This is a genomic window from Rothia koreensis (genome assembly GCF_052232265.1).
GTDB lineage: Bacteria > Actinomycetota > Actinomycetes > Actinomycetales > Micrococcaceae > Rothia > Rothia koreensis.
The window spans coordinates 1,315,630-1,329,780 of the sequence record NZ_CP197643.1 but is presented as its reverse complement, the minus strand read 5'-3'; the positions used below and the strand labels follow the sequence as shown (position 1 = coordinate 1,329,780).

11 protein-coding genes are annotated in these 14,151 nt (G+C 63.4%); 4 read left to right on the top strand and 7 right to left on the bottom strand.

What is annotated here, in order from left to right:
* The first annotated feature begins 20 nt into the window (after positions 1–20).
* On the top strand, positions 21–806 hold the full coding sequence (locus tag ACTSLZ_RS05865) for a phosphatase (RefSeq protein ID WP_443095993.1): 786 nt from the start codon (positions 21–23) through the stop codon (positions 804–806).
* Positions 807–944: 138 nt separating this feature from the next.
* A complete protein-coding gene (locus ACTSLZ_RS05860) occupies positions 945–2,456 on the top strand; it encodes a sugar transferase (protein WP_443095992.1) in 1,512 nt (503 codons plus the stop codon).
* 9 nt (positions 2,457–2,465) lie between these two features.
* Here the strand turns inward: ACTSLZ_RS05860 and ACTSLZ_RS05855 are convergent, their stop codons facing one another.
* The 5 genes from ACTSLZ_RS05855 to ACTSLZ_RS05835 form a co-directional block, all read right to left on the bottom strand.
* A complete protein-coding gene (locus ACTSLZ_RS05855) occupies positions 2,466–4,106 on the bottom strand; it encodes a bifunctional ADP-dependent NAD(P)H-hydrate dehydratase/NAD(P)H-hydrate epimerase (RefSeq protein ID WP_443095991.1) in 1,641 nt (546 codons plus the stop codon).
* A complete protein-coding gene (locus ACTSLZ_RS05850; protein ID WP_129313936.1) occupies positions 4,097–4,501 on the bottom strand; it encodes a holo-ACP synthase in 405 nt (134 codons plus the stop codon). Before ACTSLZ_RS05850 ends, ACTSLZ_RS05855 begins: the two co-directional genes overlap by 10 nt.
* Before the next feature lie 88 nt (positions 4,502–4,589).
* The gene (glmS, locus tag ACTSLZ_RS05845; RefSeq protein ID WP_129313935.1) at positions 4,590–6,464 is read right to left on the bottom strand and encodes a glutamine--fructose-6-phosphate transaminase (isomerizing); all 1,875 of its coding nucleotides are present in this window, start codon (positions 6,462–6,464) and stop codon (positions 4,590–4,592) included.
* A gap of 114 nt (positions 6,465–6,578) precedes the next feature.
* Complete coding sequence (locus ACTSLZ_RS05840; protein ID WP_443095990.1) at positions 6,579–7,721, bottom strand: mannitol-1-phosphate 5-dehydrogenase; 1,143 nt, start codon at positions 7,719–7,721, stop codon at positions 6,579–6,581.
* Positions 7,718–9,709 (bottom strand): PTS mannitol transporter subunit IICBA, encoded by a 1,992-nt coding sequence (locus ACTSLZ_RS05835; RefSeq protein ID WP_443095989.1) that lies wholly within the window; start codon positions 9,707–9,709, stop codon positions 7,718–7,720. The genes ACTSLZ_RS05840 and ACTSLZ_RS05835 overlap by 4 nt, the downstream gene beginning before the upstream one ends.
* Before the next feature lie 241 nt (positions 9,710–9,950).
* On the opposite strand from ACTSLZ_RS05835, the gene coaA reads away from it, so the two are divergent.
* Together coaA and mscL are read left to right on the top strand one after the other, a co-directional pair.
* Positions 9,951–10,907, top strand: a complete 957-nt coding sequence (gene coaA, locus ACTSLZ_RS05830) for a type I pantothenate kinase (protein WP_178979540.1) — start codon at positions 9,951–9,953, stop codon at positions 10,905–10,907.
* A 116-nt stretch (positions 10,908–11,023) separates the two neighbouring features.
* A complete protein-coding gene (gene mscL / locus ACTSLZ_RS05825) occupies positions 11,024–11,449 on the top strand; it encodes a large conductance mechanosensitive channel protein MscL (RefSeq protein ID WP_443095988.1) in 426 nt (141 codons plus the stop codon).
* Positions 11,450–11,578: 129 nt separating this feature from the next.
* Here the strand turns inward: mscL and glmM are convergent, their stop codons facing one another.
* Positions 11,579–12,949, bottom strand: a complete 1,371-nt coding sequence (gene glmM / locus ACTSLZ_RS05820; RefSeq protein WP_178979539.1) for a phosphoglucosamine mutase — start codon at positions 12,947–12,949, stop codon at positions 11,579–11,581.
* An 11-nt stretch (positions 12,950–12,960) separates the two neighbouring features.
* A complete protein-coding gene (gene ppk2, locus ACTSLZ_RS05815; RefSeq protein WP_443095987.1) occupies positions 12,961–14,082 on the bottom strand; it encodes a polyphosphate kinase 2 in 1,122 nt (373 codons plus the stop codon).
* Positions 14,083–14,151 lie beyond the last annotated feature (69 nt).

Below are 14,151 nucleotides of genomic sequence, written 5' to 3'. Positions count from 1 at the left end.
ACCGTCCGCGAAGGAGAAGCATGACCGCCGAAGACCTGACCGCCCTGGCCGAGCACCTCGAGACGACTCGCATCACGGGCGAGGTCGCTACCGCTCGAGAGGTCAACCTCGCTCACATCACCGGCTTTCTCGACGGCAACGAACACCTCGAATTCGGAGTCGATCTCACGCGGGAGTGGAGCTGGGACGAGGTCTTCGACCTGATGGTCACGCGGTGCGGCATCGTCGCCGACCGAAGTCACGTCGAAGGCCAGGACACCATCGGGACAGACCTGTGCCTTCGCGCCCTGAACCGCTACCGCGAGCGCTTCCGCCAGGCCGTGGAGGCCGGAGATGCCATCCTGTTCGCCACAGGTCATCCTGCGGGCCTGTTCCCGATCTACCAGCACATGGCCGACGCCGCCCGCCAAGGCGGCGCCTCCGTGATCGGTATCGAGGAGGGCATGGCGTTCGACGGGGGCGACATCCGCCAGATCAACGACGTCGTCATGTTCCAGCAGTACGGCTCGCTGGCGCATACTCACTTCCCCCACCCGATGCGCCTGGTGCTGGAGCAGCTGTCCGCCCGAGATTCGCGCCCTGATTTCGTGGTGGCGGACCACGGTTGGGCCGGAGCCGCCGCTTCGGCCGGAATACCGACCATCGGCATCGCGGATTGCAACGATCCGGGACTGTTTGTCTCCGAAGCGCAGGGGGCGCTCGAAGTCTGCGTCCCGATGGACGACAATGTGGTCCCGCATCATTACTCGAAAGTAACCAACTACATAGTGGACGGACCCCTCCCCTCGAACGACGTCGGGCTATAGTAGCGATGCATACTCTTCGGTAATTTTTCGCCGTCTCGCACGAACACGGCGATCTGTTGCCTTTCGACATGTTGCGGTAGGGGGATCCGCTGACAATGACGACAATGAGGGGCTCAGGCGCGCCCAAAAAAAGTGCCGGTGGCCATCGCTTCGGGGGATTCTGATTCGGCGGCCGGCTCGGTGGCCGAGGCGTCGACGGCGTCGCCTCGGGCTCACCGAATGACGTGGAACACCAAGGCCGTCCAGGTTTTGTCCGTTACGGACGCGATCGCGATCGCCGTGTTCGTCGCCCAGACACTTCGGTTCGGCACGGACCTCGATGAAACGCTGCCCATCAGGGGCAACGATCCGATCGCGTACGGCATCATTTCCTCGGGCCTCGGAGTCATCTGGTGGGTCACACTGTGGCTCGGGGGCGCACGCACTTCGCGCATCCTCGGAGCCGGCAATGACGAATACCGGAAAGTCGTCACGTCCTCGTTGGCGGTCTTCGCGGCAATCGCGATTCTTGCCTACGCCGTCGGCGCCCAGCTGGCACGTGGGTACGTGTTGATCGCCGCTCCCCTGGGCATCCTCTTGCTGTTGATGCAGCGGCTCATGTTCCGGACGTGGATCGTTCGACGCCGCACTCTGGGGCGGGCCCTGATCCGAGCCCTGATCATCGGCGATGCCAAGTCCACGGCGCACCTGGTCGAGACCATGGACGGCGCCCGCAATTACGGTTACGTTCCCGCGGGCATCTATTTCGCAGGTCTGCCCGATGCGCAGAAACTTGCCGCTCACCGCGACGTCCCTCTGCTGGGGCACAGCACGGACCCCGAGGAAATCTTGCGCGTGGTGCGGGAGCACGCGATCGACGTCGTCGCCATGTCGACCGGGCATCTCATCTGGCCGCGGAACATGCGCAAGCTGGGGTGGTTGCTCGCCGACGAGCATGTCGGCCTCATGATGGCCCCCGCGCTCACGGACATTGCGGGACCGCGTTTCCATACGCAACCGCTCAATGGCCTTCCCTTGATTCACGTGTCGACGCCCCGCATGCGGGGTCCCGCCGCATTCGTCAAACGCCTGCTCGACATCGTCGGAAGTGCGCTCGGGCTGCTGCTGCTCTCACCCCTGCTGGCAGTGCTGACCCTCGTGGTCAAGCTGGATTCCCCGCAGGGGCCGGTGTTTTTCGCCCAGAAGCGCGTGGGGCACCACGGCTCCACGTTCTCGATGTACAAATTCCGCTCGATGGTCCCCAATGCGGAGGAGCTCAAGGCCCAACTCATGGACCGGAACGAGGGCCAGGGAGTTCTGTTCAAGATCGCGGACGACCCGCGAGTAACCCGTGTCGGGCGATTCATGCGTCGCTATTCGCTCGACGAGTTGCCCCAGCTGTGGAACGTGCTGACGGGCAACATGTCTCTCGTCGGCCCGCGCCCGCCCCTGGACGATGAGGTTCGTCGGTACGAGGAGGATGTCCACCGCCGCCTTCTGGTCAAACCCGGCATTACCGGCCTGTGGCAGGTTTCGGGCCGCTCCGACCTTTCCTGGGAGGAGTCAACCCGGCTGGACTTGTACTACGTGGAAAACTGGTCCGTCATCGGTGACATCATCGTGCTGTGCAAAACCGTTCGAGCCGTGTTCACCGCCGTGGGAGCGCACTGACCGGCTGGGTCAGCGTCCGGCCAGGTTGCCCAATGCCTGAGGAATCCGTTCCGCGGCCACGGTCGGCGGCACCGGTCCGGGAGCGACCCGGCTCATCGCACGCTGAACCAGCAGACCGGCAGCGGTGACACGCGCCCAGGCGTCATGGTCGGCGGGGTCCGCCTGGCCGTTCTCGACGCGTGCCGCGTACGCGGCGATGCCGGCTCCGAGGATGCCGGTCAGAGTATCACCCGAACCGGCTGTCGCAAGCCAGAAGCTGTTTCCGGAATGCACCCACGTGCGCCCCGGACCCGCCACAACCGTGGTCGGGCCTTTGAGCAGAATCGTCCCGCCGAGGACTGTCTGTGCTGCACGGGCCCACACCAGCGGGCTGGATTCTATGGTCTCGCGAGACGGATACCCCTCCTCGGGGAATTCCTCGCGAGGCCATCCCGCATCCTCCGCGGCTTGTCTCAACGGTTCGGCGCCCTTGGAGTTGAGTCGAGAGAACCATTCGAGTGCCTGCTCGAGTTCGCCCGCGTGGGGCGTCATGACAACGTGTGGGCCGGACCGGGAGTCGTCGGCGGCGTCGCGGGCGAGGATATCGATGGCGGCGGCGTCGGCGACCAAAGGAAGCCCGGAGTCCAGCGCGGCCCGGATATCGTGTTCTCGAACCGACCCCGTGGCTCCGGATCCGATGGCCCAGGCCTGAACCCTGTCGACGCCGACCGCCTCGGTCCGCACGGCTTCCGGACAGGCCACCGCGACGGTTCCGGCAAGGAAGTCGCCTCCGGTATACCGGACCATTCCGACGCCGGCGTTGATCGCAGCCCTGAGGCACATGAGTCCCGCGCCGGGAAAATCGTCGCTGCCGACCACGGTGCCCAGGACGCCCCGGGAATACTTCTGGTCCCCTTCACGCGGCATCGGCCACACGCTGGGGAAATCCGAATTCTGCATGACCTCGGCGTCGGCTGCGGGGAGGTCCTCGCCGATTCCGAGGTCCAGGACGACGATGCGGCCGACGAGACTACGCCGCGGGGTGGCGACGAGCCCGGTCTTCGCGCCGATGAAAGTCACCGTGACATCCGCGGGGAGCACCGGACCGTGAACCTGGCCGGTGGTCGCGTCCAGCCCCGAAGGAACATCACACGCGATGACCAGGGGTTTCCGGTCGCGATTCCTTGCTTCCGACGTGCCGTGCCGCGCACCGACTGCTGCGACGACGTCGCGCGCGGGGCTCCTCAGGCCGCCGCGACCGCCGGTACCGAGAATTCCGTCGATAATCAGATCCGCCCGATCCGATTCGTCGACGACGCTGCGCACAGCATCCGATTCGGACATGTCCGATACCCGGAGCACGTGTCCCCCAGACCGAGTGAAGGATTCCAGCCCCTCATCGTGACAACCGTCGGCCAGGAGGACGGCGGTGACCTTCATGCCCTCCGATCGCAGGTACGCCCCCGCATACAGAGTGTCACCACCGTTGTTGCCCTTGCCGACCAGCAACAGCGCGTGCTTCCCGAAGGATGTGCCCGTGCGTTCGGCCAACAGCCGTGACGCAGTCTCTCCGAGCCCGTGGGAGGCCCGGTCCATGAGGGGAACTCCCGCGTCCAGATGCGGTTTCTCGGTCTGCGTGATGTGTTCGGCGGTGTACGTCCTCAGCCCCACGTCGTCTCCTCGAGTCGTTGCGCAAGAAGCAGTTCTTCTTCATTCAAGCGTTCCGCAATCACACTCGCCATGGCTACCCCGCCATCGTGGGTAATGCTGACATGCCACCTGTTGATGCCGAGGTGTTCGGCGGTTTCCCGAATCGTGCCCGTAACCACGAGCCTCGGGGCACCGTACCGATCCTTGCGGACCCAGCAATGCCTCCAGATCATCCCGGGAGGGGCGTGCAAGGCCTTGGCCACCGCTTCCCTGACCGCGAAACGACCGGCCAGGGAACGGGCCGGAAGGTCGTGTTCCTCCCGAGTGAAGAGCCGATCGCGCAACCGGGGTGTGCGCTGAATGATTTCGGCGAATCGGTCGATGTCCACGACGTCGACTCCGGTTCCCATGATCAACGCGGAACTCCTGTTCTTCTGGTTCGGATACCCGGGATACAAGAGAACGCCCGCCGCATGACTGCAACGGGCGTTCTCCAGGGACCACTTATTCCACGGTGACCGATTTGGCCAGGTTACGCGGCTGGTCGACGTCGTAGCCCTTCGCACCGGCGAGAGCGCACGCGAAGACCTGAAGCGGCACGGTGGCCAGCAGCGGCTGCATCAGGCTCGGCGCCTGCGGCACATAGATGATGTGGTTGGCGTACTGCTTGACGTCCTCGTCGCCCTCCTCCGCAATGACGATCGTGATTGCCCCACGAGCGCGGATTTCCTGGATGTTGGAGACGACCTTCGCATGCAGGGAATCGCGGCCCCGCGGGGACGGAACGATCACGAAGACGGGCTGGCCCTCCTCGATCAGGGCGATCGGACCGTGCTTGAGCTCCCCGGCCGCGAAACCCTCCGCATGGATGTAGGCAATTTCTTTGAGCTTGAGCGCCCCCTCGAGGGCAACCGGGAAACCGACATGGCGACCGAGGAAGAGCACCGAGGATGCATCGGACATCTGCGTGCCCAGGTCCTGGACCTGTTTCTCGTTGTCGATGACTTCCTGGACCTTCTCAGGCATCTTCTGCAGCTCGTCGAGAATCTCGATGACCTCGTCCGAGTACATGTTGCCGCGCAACTGGGCGAGGTAGAGGCCGAGCAGGTAGGCGGCGGTGATCTGGGCGAGGAACGCCTTGGTGGAGGCCACGGCAATCTCGGGACCCGCGTGGGTGTACAGCGATGCGTCCGATTCGCGGGGAATCGACGAACCGTTGGTGTTGCAGATGGCGATGACCTTGGCGCCCTGTTCGCGGGCGTGCCGGATGGCCATGAGCGTGTCCATGGTCTCGCCGGACTGGGAAAGCGCCACGACCAAGGTCTTTTCGGTCACGATCGGATCGCGGTAGCGGAACTCGTGAGCCAGCTCGACCTCGGTGGGGATCCGGCACCAGTGCTCGATGGCGTAACGGGCGACGTGCCCGGCATAGGCCGCGGTGCCGCAGGCGATGACGACGATCTTGTCGACGGAACGCAGCACCGACTCGTCGATGTGCAGTTCATCCAGCGTCAGACGCCCCTTCTCATCCAAGCGGCCGAGCAGCGTGTCCCGCACGGCTGCCGGCTGATCGTGGATCTCCTTGTCCATGAAGGACGAGAACCCGCCCTTCTCGGCCTGGGTGGCATCCCATTTGACCTCGAACGGCTTCCCCTCGGCGGGGTTCCCCTCGAAGTCGGTGATTTCGAAGTCCTGGGCCGTGATGGTCACCATCTGGTCGTTGCCCATCTCGACGGCCTGTTTGGTGTAGTCGATGAAGCCCGAGACGTCGGATCCCAGGAAATTCTCGTTCTCCCCGAGACCAATGACCAAGGGCGAGTTGCGTCGCGCCGCGACGATCCGGTCCTCGTGCTCCTCGTGGACGGCCAAGAGGGTGAAGGCGCCTTCCAGGCGCTGGCAGGTCATGCGCATCGCCACGGACAGATCGTGGTCGGCGTCGTTGTTGTAGTAGTCCGCGAGGAGGGTCGCGGCGACTTCGGTGTCGGTTTCCGACACGAAGTCGTATCCCTTGCCGCCGAGTTCGGACCGCAGCTCGGAGAAGTTCTCGATGATGCCGTTGTGCACGACAGCCAGACGACCGTGGTCGACGACGTGCGGATGGGCGTTCGCGTCGGTGGGTCCGCCGTGGGTGGCCCACCGGGTATGACCGATGCCGAGCACGGCGTTCGGCAACGGATTCGCCTCGAGTTCGGCATCCAGGGCGGCCACCTTGCCCGCCTTCTTGCGATTGCCGATGCGGTGATCGGCGACCACGGCGACGCCGGCCGAGTCATAACCGCGATACTCGAGTCGACGAAGCCCTTCGAGAACGACGTCGAGTGCATAGTACTGACGTTCGGACGAGCCGGGCTCGCCTACGTATCCAACGATTCCACACATGTGCTCATGTTATCCCACGCCAGAGCATGATGCCGTCCGCTCGGTAGTGACACGGAACGCGGCCCCGCTCCCCTGGTGGGAACGGGACCGCGTCGAACTGGTCCACGGGTCGATTCAGGCCCGGGAGAAAGCCTCGGACAGAGGTTCGTACAGCGGGTGAGCCGCATCAATCCCCGTCCATTCCGTCACCAACACATTGGTCGCGGAACGGTCGCCTCGCGCCTCGGCCAAACGCCTGCGCATCTCGGCCGACTCGGCGTCCTCGGGTACGTCGAAAGCCAAGGCCGCACCGATCGCCGTAACGAGCGCTTCAACCGGATGCCCGTTCTCGGCAAGTTCGGCGGCCGGCCCGACGAAACGCTCTTGGCGCGAGATCTTGCGCAACGGTGCGCGTCCCACACGATCCACGGTGTCCGGGAGGTGCGGGTTGGTAAACCTCGTCAGGATCTTCTCCACGTACTGTTGCTGGACCTCGGGTGCGAACCCGAATTTCTCAACCAGCAATTGTTTCGTTTCGGCCAGAACCGACTCGACCTTTGCGCGCACACCCGGATTCTCGAGTGCATCGGAGATCTTGGATATTCCCGCCCCGAATCCGAAGTACGCCGTCGCGGCGTGGCCGGTATTGACGGTGAACAGTTTGCGCGTGATGTACGGAGCCAGGTCGTCGACCCACGTGACTCCGGGAATGTCCGGTGTTGTCCCGCCGAATGGAGCTGAGGTGACGGCCCACTCGTGGTATGTCTCCACGGTCACATCGAGACCCTGTCCGGGTTCCTGGTTCGGCACGATGCGGTCCACCGCGGTGTTCGCAAAGATCGCTGCTTCGTCGGCTTCCGGATATACGGCCCGTACCGCTTCGGCCAGGCCATCGGTCGCGTTGATGGCATTCTCACAGGCCATGACGGCGACTTTGCCTGCGCCGGAGGCGGCACGCGCCCTGAGACCTTCGGCGATCGCGGGCGCGATGAGCCGAAGCACCGTGGGCCCCACGGCCGTGGTCACGATGTCCGCGGTTCGGATGTGCTCCGTGAGCGCCTCGGGGTCCGCAGCGGAGTTGACGCCGGAAAACCCTGTGACACGAATATCGCGCGCTTGGTTGCCCACCTCGTGCACCGTGTACGACTCCTCGGTGTTGAGGGAGTCGATCAGGGGTTGTGCGACGTCGGCGAACACGAGGTCGTAGCCGGCCTCGTGGAGCAGTACGCCGACGAAACCGCGGCCGATGTTCCCGGCCCCGAAATGGAGTGCTTTCATGCGTTGACCTTTCCGAAGATCTCGAGGATCTCCTCCGGAGTGCTGGCGGCCTCGAGCTGGGCCACGGATTCCTTGTTCGAGAAGATCTTGGCGACTTTCTGGAGCAGGGAGAGGTGCTCTCCCCCCGCACCCGCAATGCCGATGACGAAGCGTGCGGTCTTGCCGTTCCAGTCGATCCCTTCGTCATAGCGCACGAAGGACATCGCCGAAGAATGAATGGCCGACTTCGCGTCGTTGGTTCCGTGGGGAATGGCGAGGCCATTGCCCATGAACGTCGAGACTGATCCTTCGCGTTCGTGCATCGAGTCGATATAGGAGGCATCGACCTTCCCGGTGCTCACGAGGAGCTTGCCGGCCTCGTCGATGGCGTCGTCCCTGCCGTCCGCGGTCCCGCCCAGGATGATCGAGGAGGTGGCCAGTATCTCCTGGTCCTCGCTCCCCTGAGCGGATGCTGCGGAGGTTTCGGCAGATGCAGCCGCGGTCTGCCCGTTGTCGCCTCCTCGCTGCTGGCTGATCAGGTCGACGATGTCGTCGTAACGCGGCGAACTCATGAAGTTGTCAACGGCCACGTGCGTTGCGGAGGGAGTAGGGGCCGCGGCGCGGTCGGCCAAGTCCTCGTGGCTGACCAACAGGTCGTAGTCGTCCGTGAGCGAGTTGATGGCCTTGTTGACCACCGTGACGTCGCTGCCGAACCCCGCGTGCTTGATCTTGTTGCGCAGAACCGAAGCGCCCATCGCGGAGGACCCCATCCCGGCGTCGCACGCGAAGACAATCGATTCGATCCTCGAGTTCTTGGCCTGGTCGCCCCCGAGGGCTCCGGCGACGGAGGACTTCTTGCCCTTCATGCGTTCCATGTCGGCCGTCGCTTGGGCCAGGTCGTCCTCGCCCTGCTTCGACGCCTTGAGAATCACGGAGGCAATCACCAGAGAGACGATGGTCGCGGTGATCCACCCGAAGGTGACCCCGAGCATCGCGTTCGGGGGCGCATTCACGTACAGGAAGATCAATGACCCGGGTGCGGCCGGCGAGCGCAGCCCCGCGTCGAACAGCAGCTCCACGAAGACCCCGGACATTCCTCCGAAGATCGTGGCCAGGAGGAGCTGGGGCTTCATCAGAACGTACGGGAAGTAGATCTCGTGGATGCCGCCCAAGGCGTGGATCAGTGCAGCGGCCGGTGCCGATGCCCGTGCGCTGCCACGGCCGAAAATGATGTAGGCCAAGAGAACGCCCAAGCCGGGGCCCGGGTTTGATTCCAGGAGGAACAGGATCGATTTGCCCTGTTGAAGCGCCTGATCCGTGCCCAGCGGGGTCAGGATCCCGTGGTTGATCGCGTTGTTGAGGAACAACACCTTGGCAGGCTCGATCAGGATCGACGCCAAAGGCAGGAGACGAAGGTCAATGAGCCACTGGACGGCCACACCGGCGGCATTCATCAGAAGATGCATGATCGGAGCGAGCCAGAACATCGAGGCAATGGCCAGTGCCGCACCGATGATTCCCGAGGAGAAGTTGTTGACCAACATCTCGAACCCGGGTTTGATGTGCCCCTCCATGATTTGGTCGAACTTCTTGACGACCCACGCGGAGAGTGGCCCCATGATCATGGCCCCGAGGAACATCGGCGACCCGGGGTTGTCGCCGATGAAGACCGGGCTCGAGGTCGCGATGATCACGCCCATGGTGGCCACCGCGCCTACGACGCCGCCCCGGACGTCGTGGATCAGCTTGCCGCCGGTGTAAGCGATCAGAATCGGCAACAGGTACGTGACCGTCGGGTTCAGGACGGCGTTGATGTGCTCGTTGGCGAACGGCCCCTGCCCCCCGCCCGGATCGTCCGACCAGAGGAACAATGCCGTCAGCAGCCCCCACGCGATGAAGGCACCGATATTCGGCATGATCATGGAGGAGAGGAAGGTTCCGAATTTCTGCACGCGAACGCGCGCCCCGACCTTCTTCTTTTCGGTGGCTTCAGTGGATGCGGTTGACACGATGACTCCAGATTCGACGGGCATGCGGCCTGGGGTTCCGAAGCGCCACCGGTTCCGCACGGATACCGCGCTCCGAAGCCGAGACAGCGGCTGCGGACTCACCGGCTTTCGAATGGGCTATACGTTTTCCGGCTTGGGAGTAGCATAACCGCTTGCACACCTGGCGAAGTACACCTGTGGACCGGATATCTCCTCGCAATGAATTCGGACATGGCGCGTGAATCGCCGTACACTTTTTTCAATGAGCCAAGCGACGGCAGTATCACGCACTTCTCCGTTCGTGTCGCTGGACCGGGAGACCTGGTCGCGACTCTCGGACGAAATCGATGTACCACTCTCATCGACCGAGATCGAAAGACTCCGTGGCCTCGGCGAGACCCTCGACGTCGAGGAAGTCCGTCAGGTCTACCTCCCCCTGTCCAGGTTGTTGAACCTGTATGTGAATTCGGTCGGGGACCTGAACCAGAAAACGAATGACTTCCTTCACGAGCACCATCAGCGGACGCCGTTCGTAATCGGCGTCGCCGGCTCGGTGGCAGCGGGCAAGTCCACCACGGCCCGTCTCCTCCGTGCCCTCATGAGTCGCTGGCCAACGACGCCGAATGTTCAGCTCGTCACTACGGACGGATTTCTCTATCCCAATGCGGAGCTCGAGGCCCGGGGACTCATGCAACGGAAAGGGTTCCCGGAGTCCTATGATCGTCGAGCACTCCTCCGCTTCGTCTCCGAGATCAAGTCCGGGGCCCCCGTGGTCACGGCCCCCAAGTATTCCCATCTGACGTACGACATTCTCCAGGACGACGAAACGGTGGTCACCCGACCTGACGTCCTCATCGTCGAAGGGCTCAATGTTTTGGCGCCGGCGCAATTGCGCCCCGATGACAAGGCCGCACTCGCCTTGAGTGACTTCTTCGATTTCTCGATCTACGTTGATGCGCGAACCAGCGATATCGAGCAGTGGTATGTGGACCGGTTCCTCAAGCTGCGCGGATCGGCCTTCACGGATCCTGACTCCTACTTCCGCAAGTACGCGAACCTCTCCGACGACGAAGCACGCAGCACCGCACTCGATATTTGGCGTCGGATCAACGAGCCAAATCTCCTGCACAACGTGCGCCCGACACGAGGCAGGGCCAAATTGATTCTTTCGAAGGATGCGGACCATTCGACGCGACGCGTCCTGTTGCGAAAAAACTGATCGACCCGCCCGATTCCCTTGCTGTCGGTTCTCGACGGGGCCGTGTGTGACGGACCGACACAGAATTCTGCATTTCCCGATGCGCATTTGCCCAAGTCTTGGCTAGGATTGTCCGCATGCTCAAAGGTTTCAAAGATTTCATCATGCGCGGCAATGTCATCGACTTGGCAGTCGGTGTCATTATCGGCGGGGCGTTCAGCACCGTCGTCAACGCCCTCGTCGAGTCGGTCATCATGCCGGCCATTTCCATGCTCGTTGGCTCGCCCAAATTCGACGATTTCCTGGTCTTCGGCCAGATCAAGATCGGGGTATTCCTCACGGCCCTCGTCAACTTCTTGCTGGTCGCGGCGGCCCTGTACTTCTGCATCGTCATGCCCATCAACGCCATGAACGCCCGTCGTGCCCGCAAGCTCGGACTCGAGGAGGAGGACGAAACCGAGCCGGAGGTCGCCCTGCTGACCGAGATTCGCGACGCACTGATCTCCAACAAGAACGTCACCGGCGCGTCCTCCTACGTCGACCCTGAGGCCAACAAGAACTAGCCTCCGCCGGACGCCGTCGTCGAAGAATATTTGTAGCCGCGGCGCATTTCACAGTCAGGAACCAAGAAGGCCCCGCACCGATTCGTCGGTGCGGGGCCTTAGTCATGGACAGTCGCCGGGGCGAGTCCGTTACGGGGCAGTCACCAGCGCCAGTTCCTTGGCCACGACGTCGGCCAATCGTGCCGCGTGACGGTCCACGGTCTCCTGGTCGGGGCCCTCGACCATGACTCGAACCAGGGGCTCGGTACCGGACGGGCGCAGAAGAACGCGACCGTCCTTGCCGAGCTCCTCTTCCACGGCCTTGATGGCGTTCTGGACGGGCTCGCAGGTGCCGGTCGCGGTTTTGTCGACGTTGGGGACGTTGATCATGGTCTGAGGTGCACGCTCGAACCTGTGGGACAGCGTCGACAGGGAGAGGCCCGTGCGGCTCACCTCGGCCGCCAGGTGGAGCCCGGTGAGGATGCCGTCACCCGTGGTGGCATAGTCGCTCATGATGACGTGACCAGACTGTTCGCCGCCCAGGGTGTAGCCGTTGTCGTTCATGGCTTCCAGGACGTAGCGGTCCCCCACCTTGGTGCGCACCATCTTCACGCCCTCGGATTCCAGGTACTTCTCCATGCCGAGGTTTGTCATCACGGTCGCCACCAGTGTGTTGTCCTTGAGCTTGCCCGCGTCCCTGCGAGCCAGCGCGAGAACTGACATGATGGTGTCCCCGTCCACGACCTCACCGCGTTCGTCCACGGCCAGGCAGCGGTCGGCGTCGCCATCGTGAGCGATCCCGAGGTCCGCGCCCAGCTCCTTGACCTTGGCTTGGAGTCCTTCCAAGTGAGTGGATCCGACGCCGTCGTTGATGTTCGTACCATTGGGTTCGGCAGCGACGACGTGAACCCGCGCGCCGGCGATGCGGAAGGCGTCCGGAGAGCATCCGGAGGCAGCACCGTTCGCGCAGTCGACCACAATGTTCAGCCCATCCAGGGAGAGGCGACCGGGCAACGTCGACAGCAGGTGCGTGACGTACCTGTCCTCGGCGTCGGAGAATCGAGAGATCTTGCCGACCTGGCCGCCGTCCGGGAACCGGAAATCCTGCGACCGGAAGAGGGTCTCGATCCTGTCCTCCACGGCGTCGGGAAGCTTCTTCCCGCCCCGCGCCAGGAACTTGATCCCGTTGTCGTAGAAGGGGTTGTGCGAGGCGGAGATCATGACGCCGAAGTCGGCCTCCAGATCCGCCACCAGGTAGGCCGCCGCGGGTGTCGGAAGCATCCCGGCGTCGTAGACGTCGACCCCCGAGGACGCCAGTCCCGCCATGATGGCCGCCCCGATGAACTCACCGCTGACGCGGGAATCATGGGCGATGACTGCCTTGGGTCGTTCCCCACCGGGAACCTGGTCGAATCCGAGTACGACGGCGGCGGCCTGGGCCAACTCGAGCGACGAGCGGGCGCTCATCTGCTCGCTGTTGGCGCGCGCACGCACACCGTCGGTTCCAAATAATCTAGACATCGCAAGACATTCTACGCATGTGAACCGCTATCCTCCGATTTGACTACCGGAAACCCATCGCGGTTGTTGCCCTCTTCCGCTTCGAAGACGTCCGAGGCGGGGCCAACGATCAGTGGGTCGGGAGACCCAACCACCTCGTGATCCTTGTTCGGGTATTCGAATTGGGACAGCACGTACCGCATCGCCTCGAGCCGGGCCCTCTTCTTGTCATTGGATTTCACGATCGTCCACGGGGCATCGCCGGTGTTCGTGTAGAAGAACATGGCTTCCTTGGCCTCGGTGTAGTCGTCCCACTTGTCCAGGGACGCCAGGTCCGTCGGGGAAAGTTTCCACTGGCGCACGGGATCGGTCCGTCGCGCCTCGAAGCGGGCCACCTGCTCGGCGCGGGTGACCGAGAACCAGAATTTGATGAGTTTGATTCCGGAGTTGACCAGCATCCGCTCCAGCTCCGGGGCCTGCCTCATGAACTCGTAGTACTGCTGAGGGGTGCAGTACCCCATCACACGTTCGACACCGGCCCGGTTGTACCAAGAACGGTCCATCAGCACGATTTCGCCGCCGGAAGGAAGGTGCTGGACGTATCGCTGGAAGTACCACTGGGTCTGTTCGATCTCAGTCGGCTTCTCCAGAGCCACCACGCGCGACCCACGCGGGTTCAGATGCTCCGTGAACCGCTTGATGGAGCCACCTTTTCCGGCGGCGTCACGGCCCTCGAAGATGAGAAGGATCTTCTGCCCGGTCTCCTTGACCCACAATTGGAGTTTCAGCAACTCGATCTGAAGGGCGCGCTTGGCCTTCTCGTACTCCTTGCGCTTGAGCTTCTCTTCGTACGGATAGCCGATCTTCCATACTTCCGACGTCGAGTGCTCCTTCTTGAGCCGATGCTGCAGCGAGGCGATCTCGTCCAGCTCGGCGGCGTAGTCCTCCGTGACGGAGACTCGCCTCTCCTGCTTTTTCAGGGCCTCGGCCACCGCCGGCGTGGCTTCCTCACCGCTCGCTCGGTCTCGGGTGCCCCGGACCGTGACCTGTTCGGCTGCGCGCCGACTCGCTTCGGAAACCTGCGGTTCAGTAGCGTGGCTCGTCGCTTCCGTGCCGGAAGACTTGGACGCCTTGCTTCGATGAGTGTTCGACATTGAACCTCTTTCCTTTCCCCAGTGCGGACACGCCCATTTTATGCGGTCCCGCGGCACAGACCGCGCACC

Bases quoted from the DNA above. Each gene is read 5' to 3' on its own strand.
- glmM (WP_178979539.1), bottom strand. From the start codon at position 12,949: ATGTCTAGATTATTTGGAACCGACGGTGTGCGTGCGCGCGCCAACAGC.
- ACTSLZ_RS05865 (WP_443095993.1), top strand. From the start codon at position 21: ATGACCGCCGAAGACCTGACCGCCCTGGCCGAGCACCTCGAGACGACT.
- mscL (WP_443095988.1), top strand. From the start codon at position 11,024: ATGCTCAAAGGTTTCAAAGATTTCATCATGCGCGGCAATGTCATCGAC.
- glmS (WP_129313935.1), bottom strand. From the start codon at position 6,464: ATGTGTGGAATCGTTGGATACGTAGGCGAGCCCGGCTCGTCCGAACGT.
- coaA (WP_178979540.1), top strand. From the start codon at position 9,951: ATGAGCCAAGCGACGGCAGTATCACGCACTTCTCCGTTCGTGTCGCTG.
- ACTSLZ_RS05840 (WP_443095990.1), bottom strand. From the start codon at position 7,721: ATGAAAGCACTCCATTTCGGGGCCGGGAACATCGGCCGCGGTTTCGTC.
- ppk2 (WP_443095987.1), bottom strand. From the start codon at position 14,082: ATGTCGAACACTCATCGAAGCAAGGCGTCCAAGTCTTCCGGCACGGAA.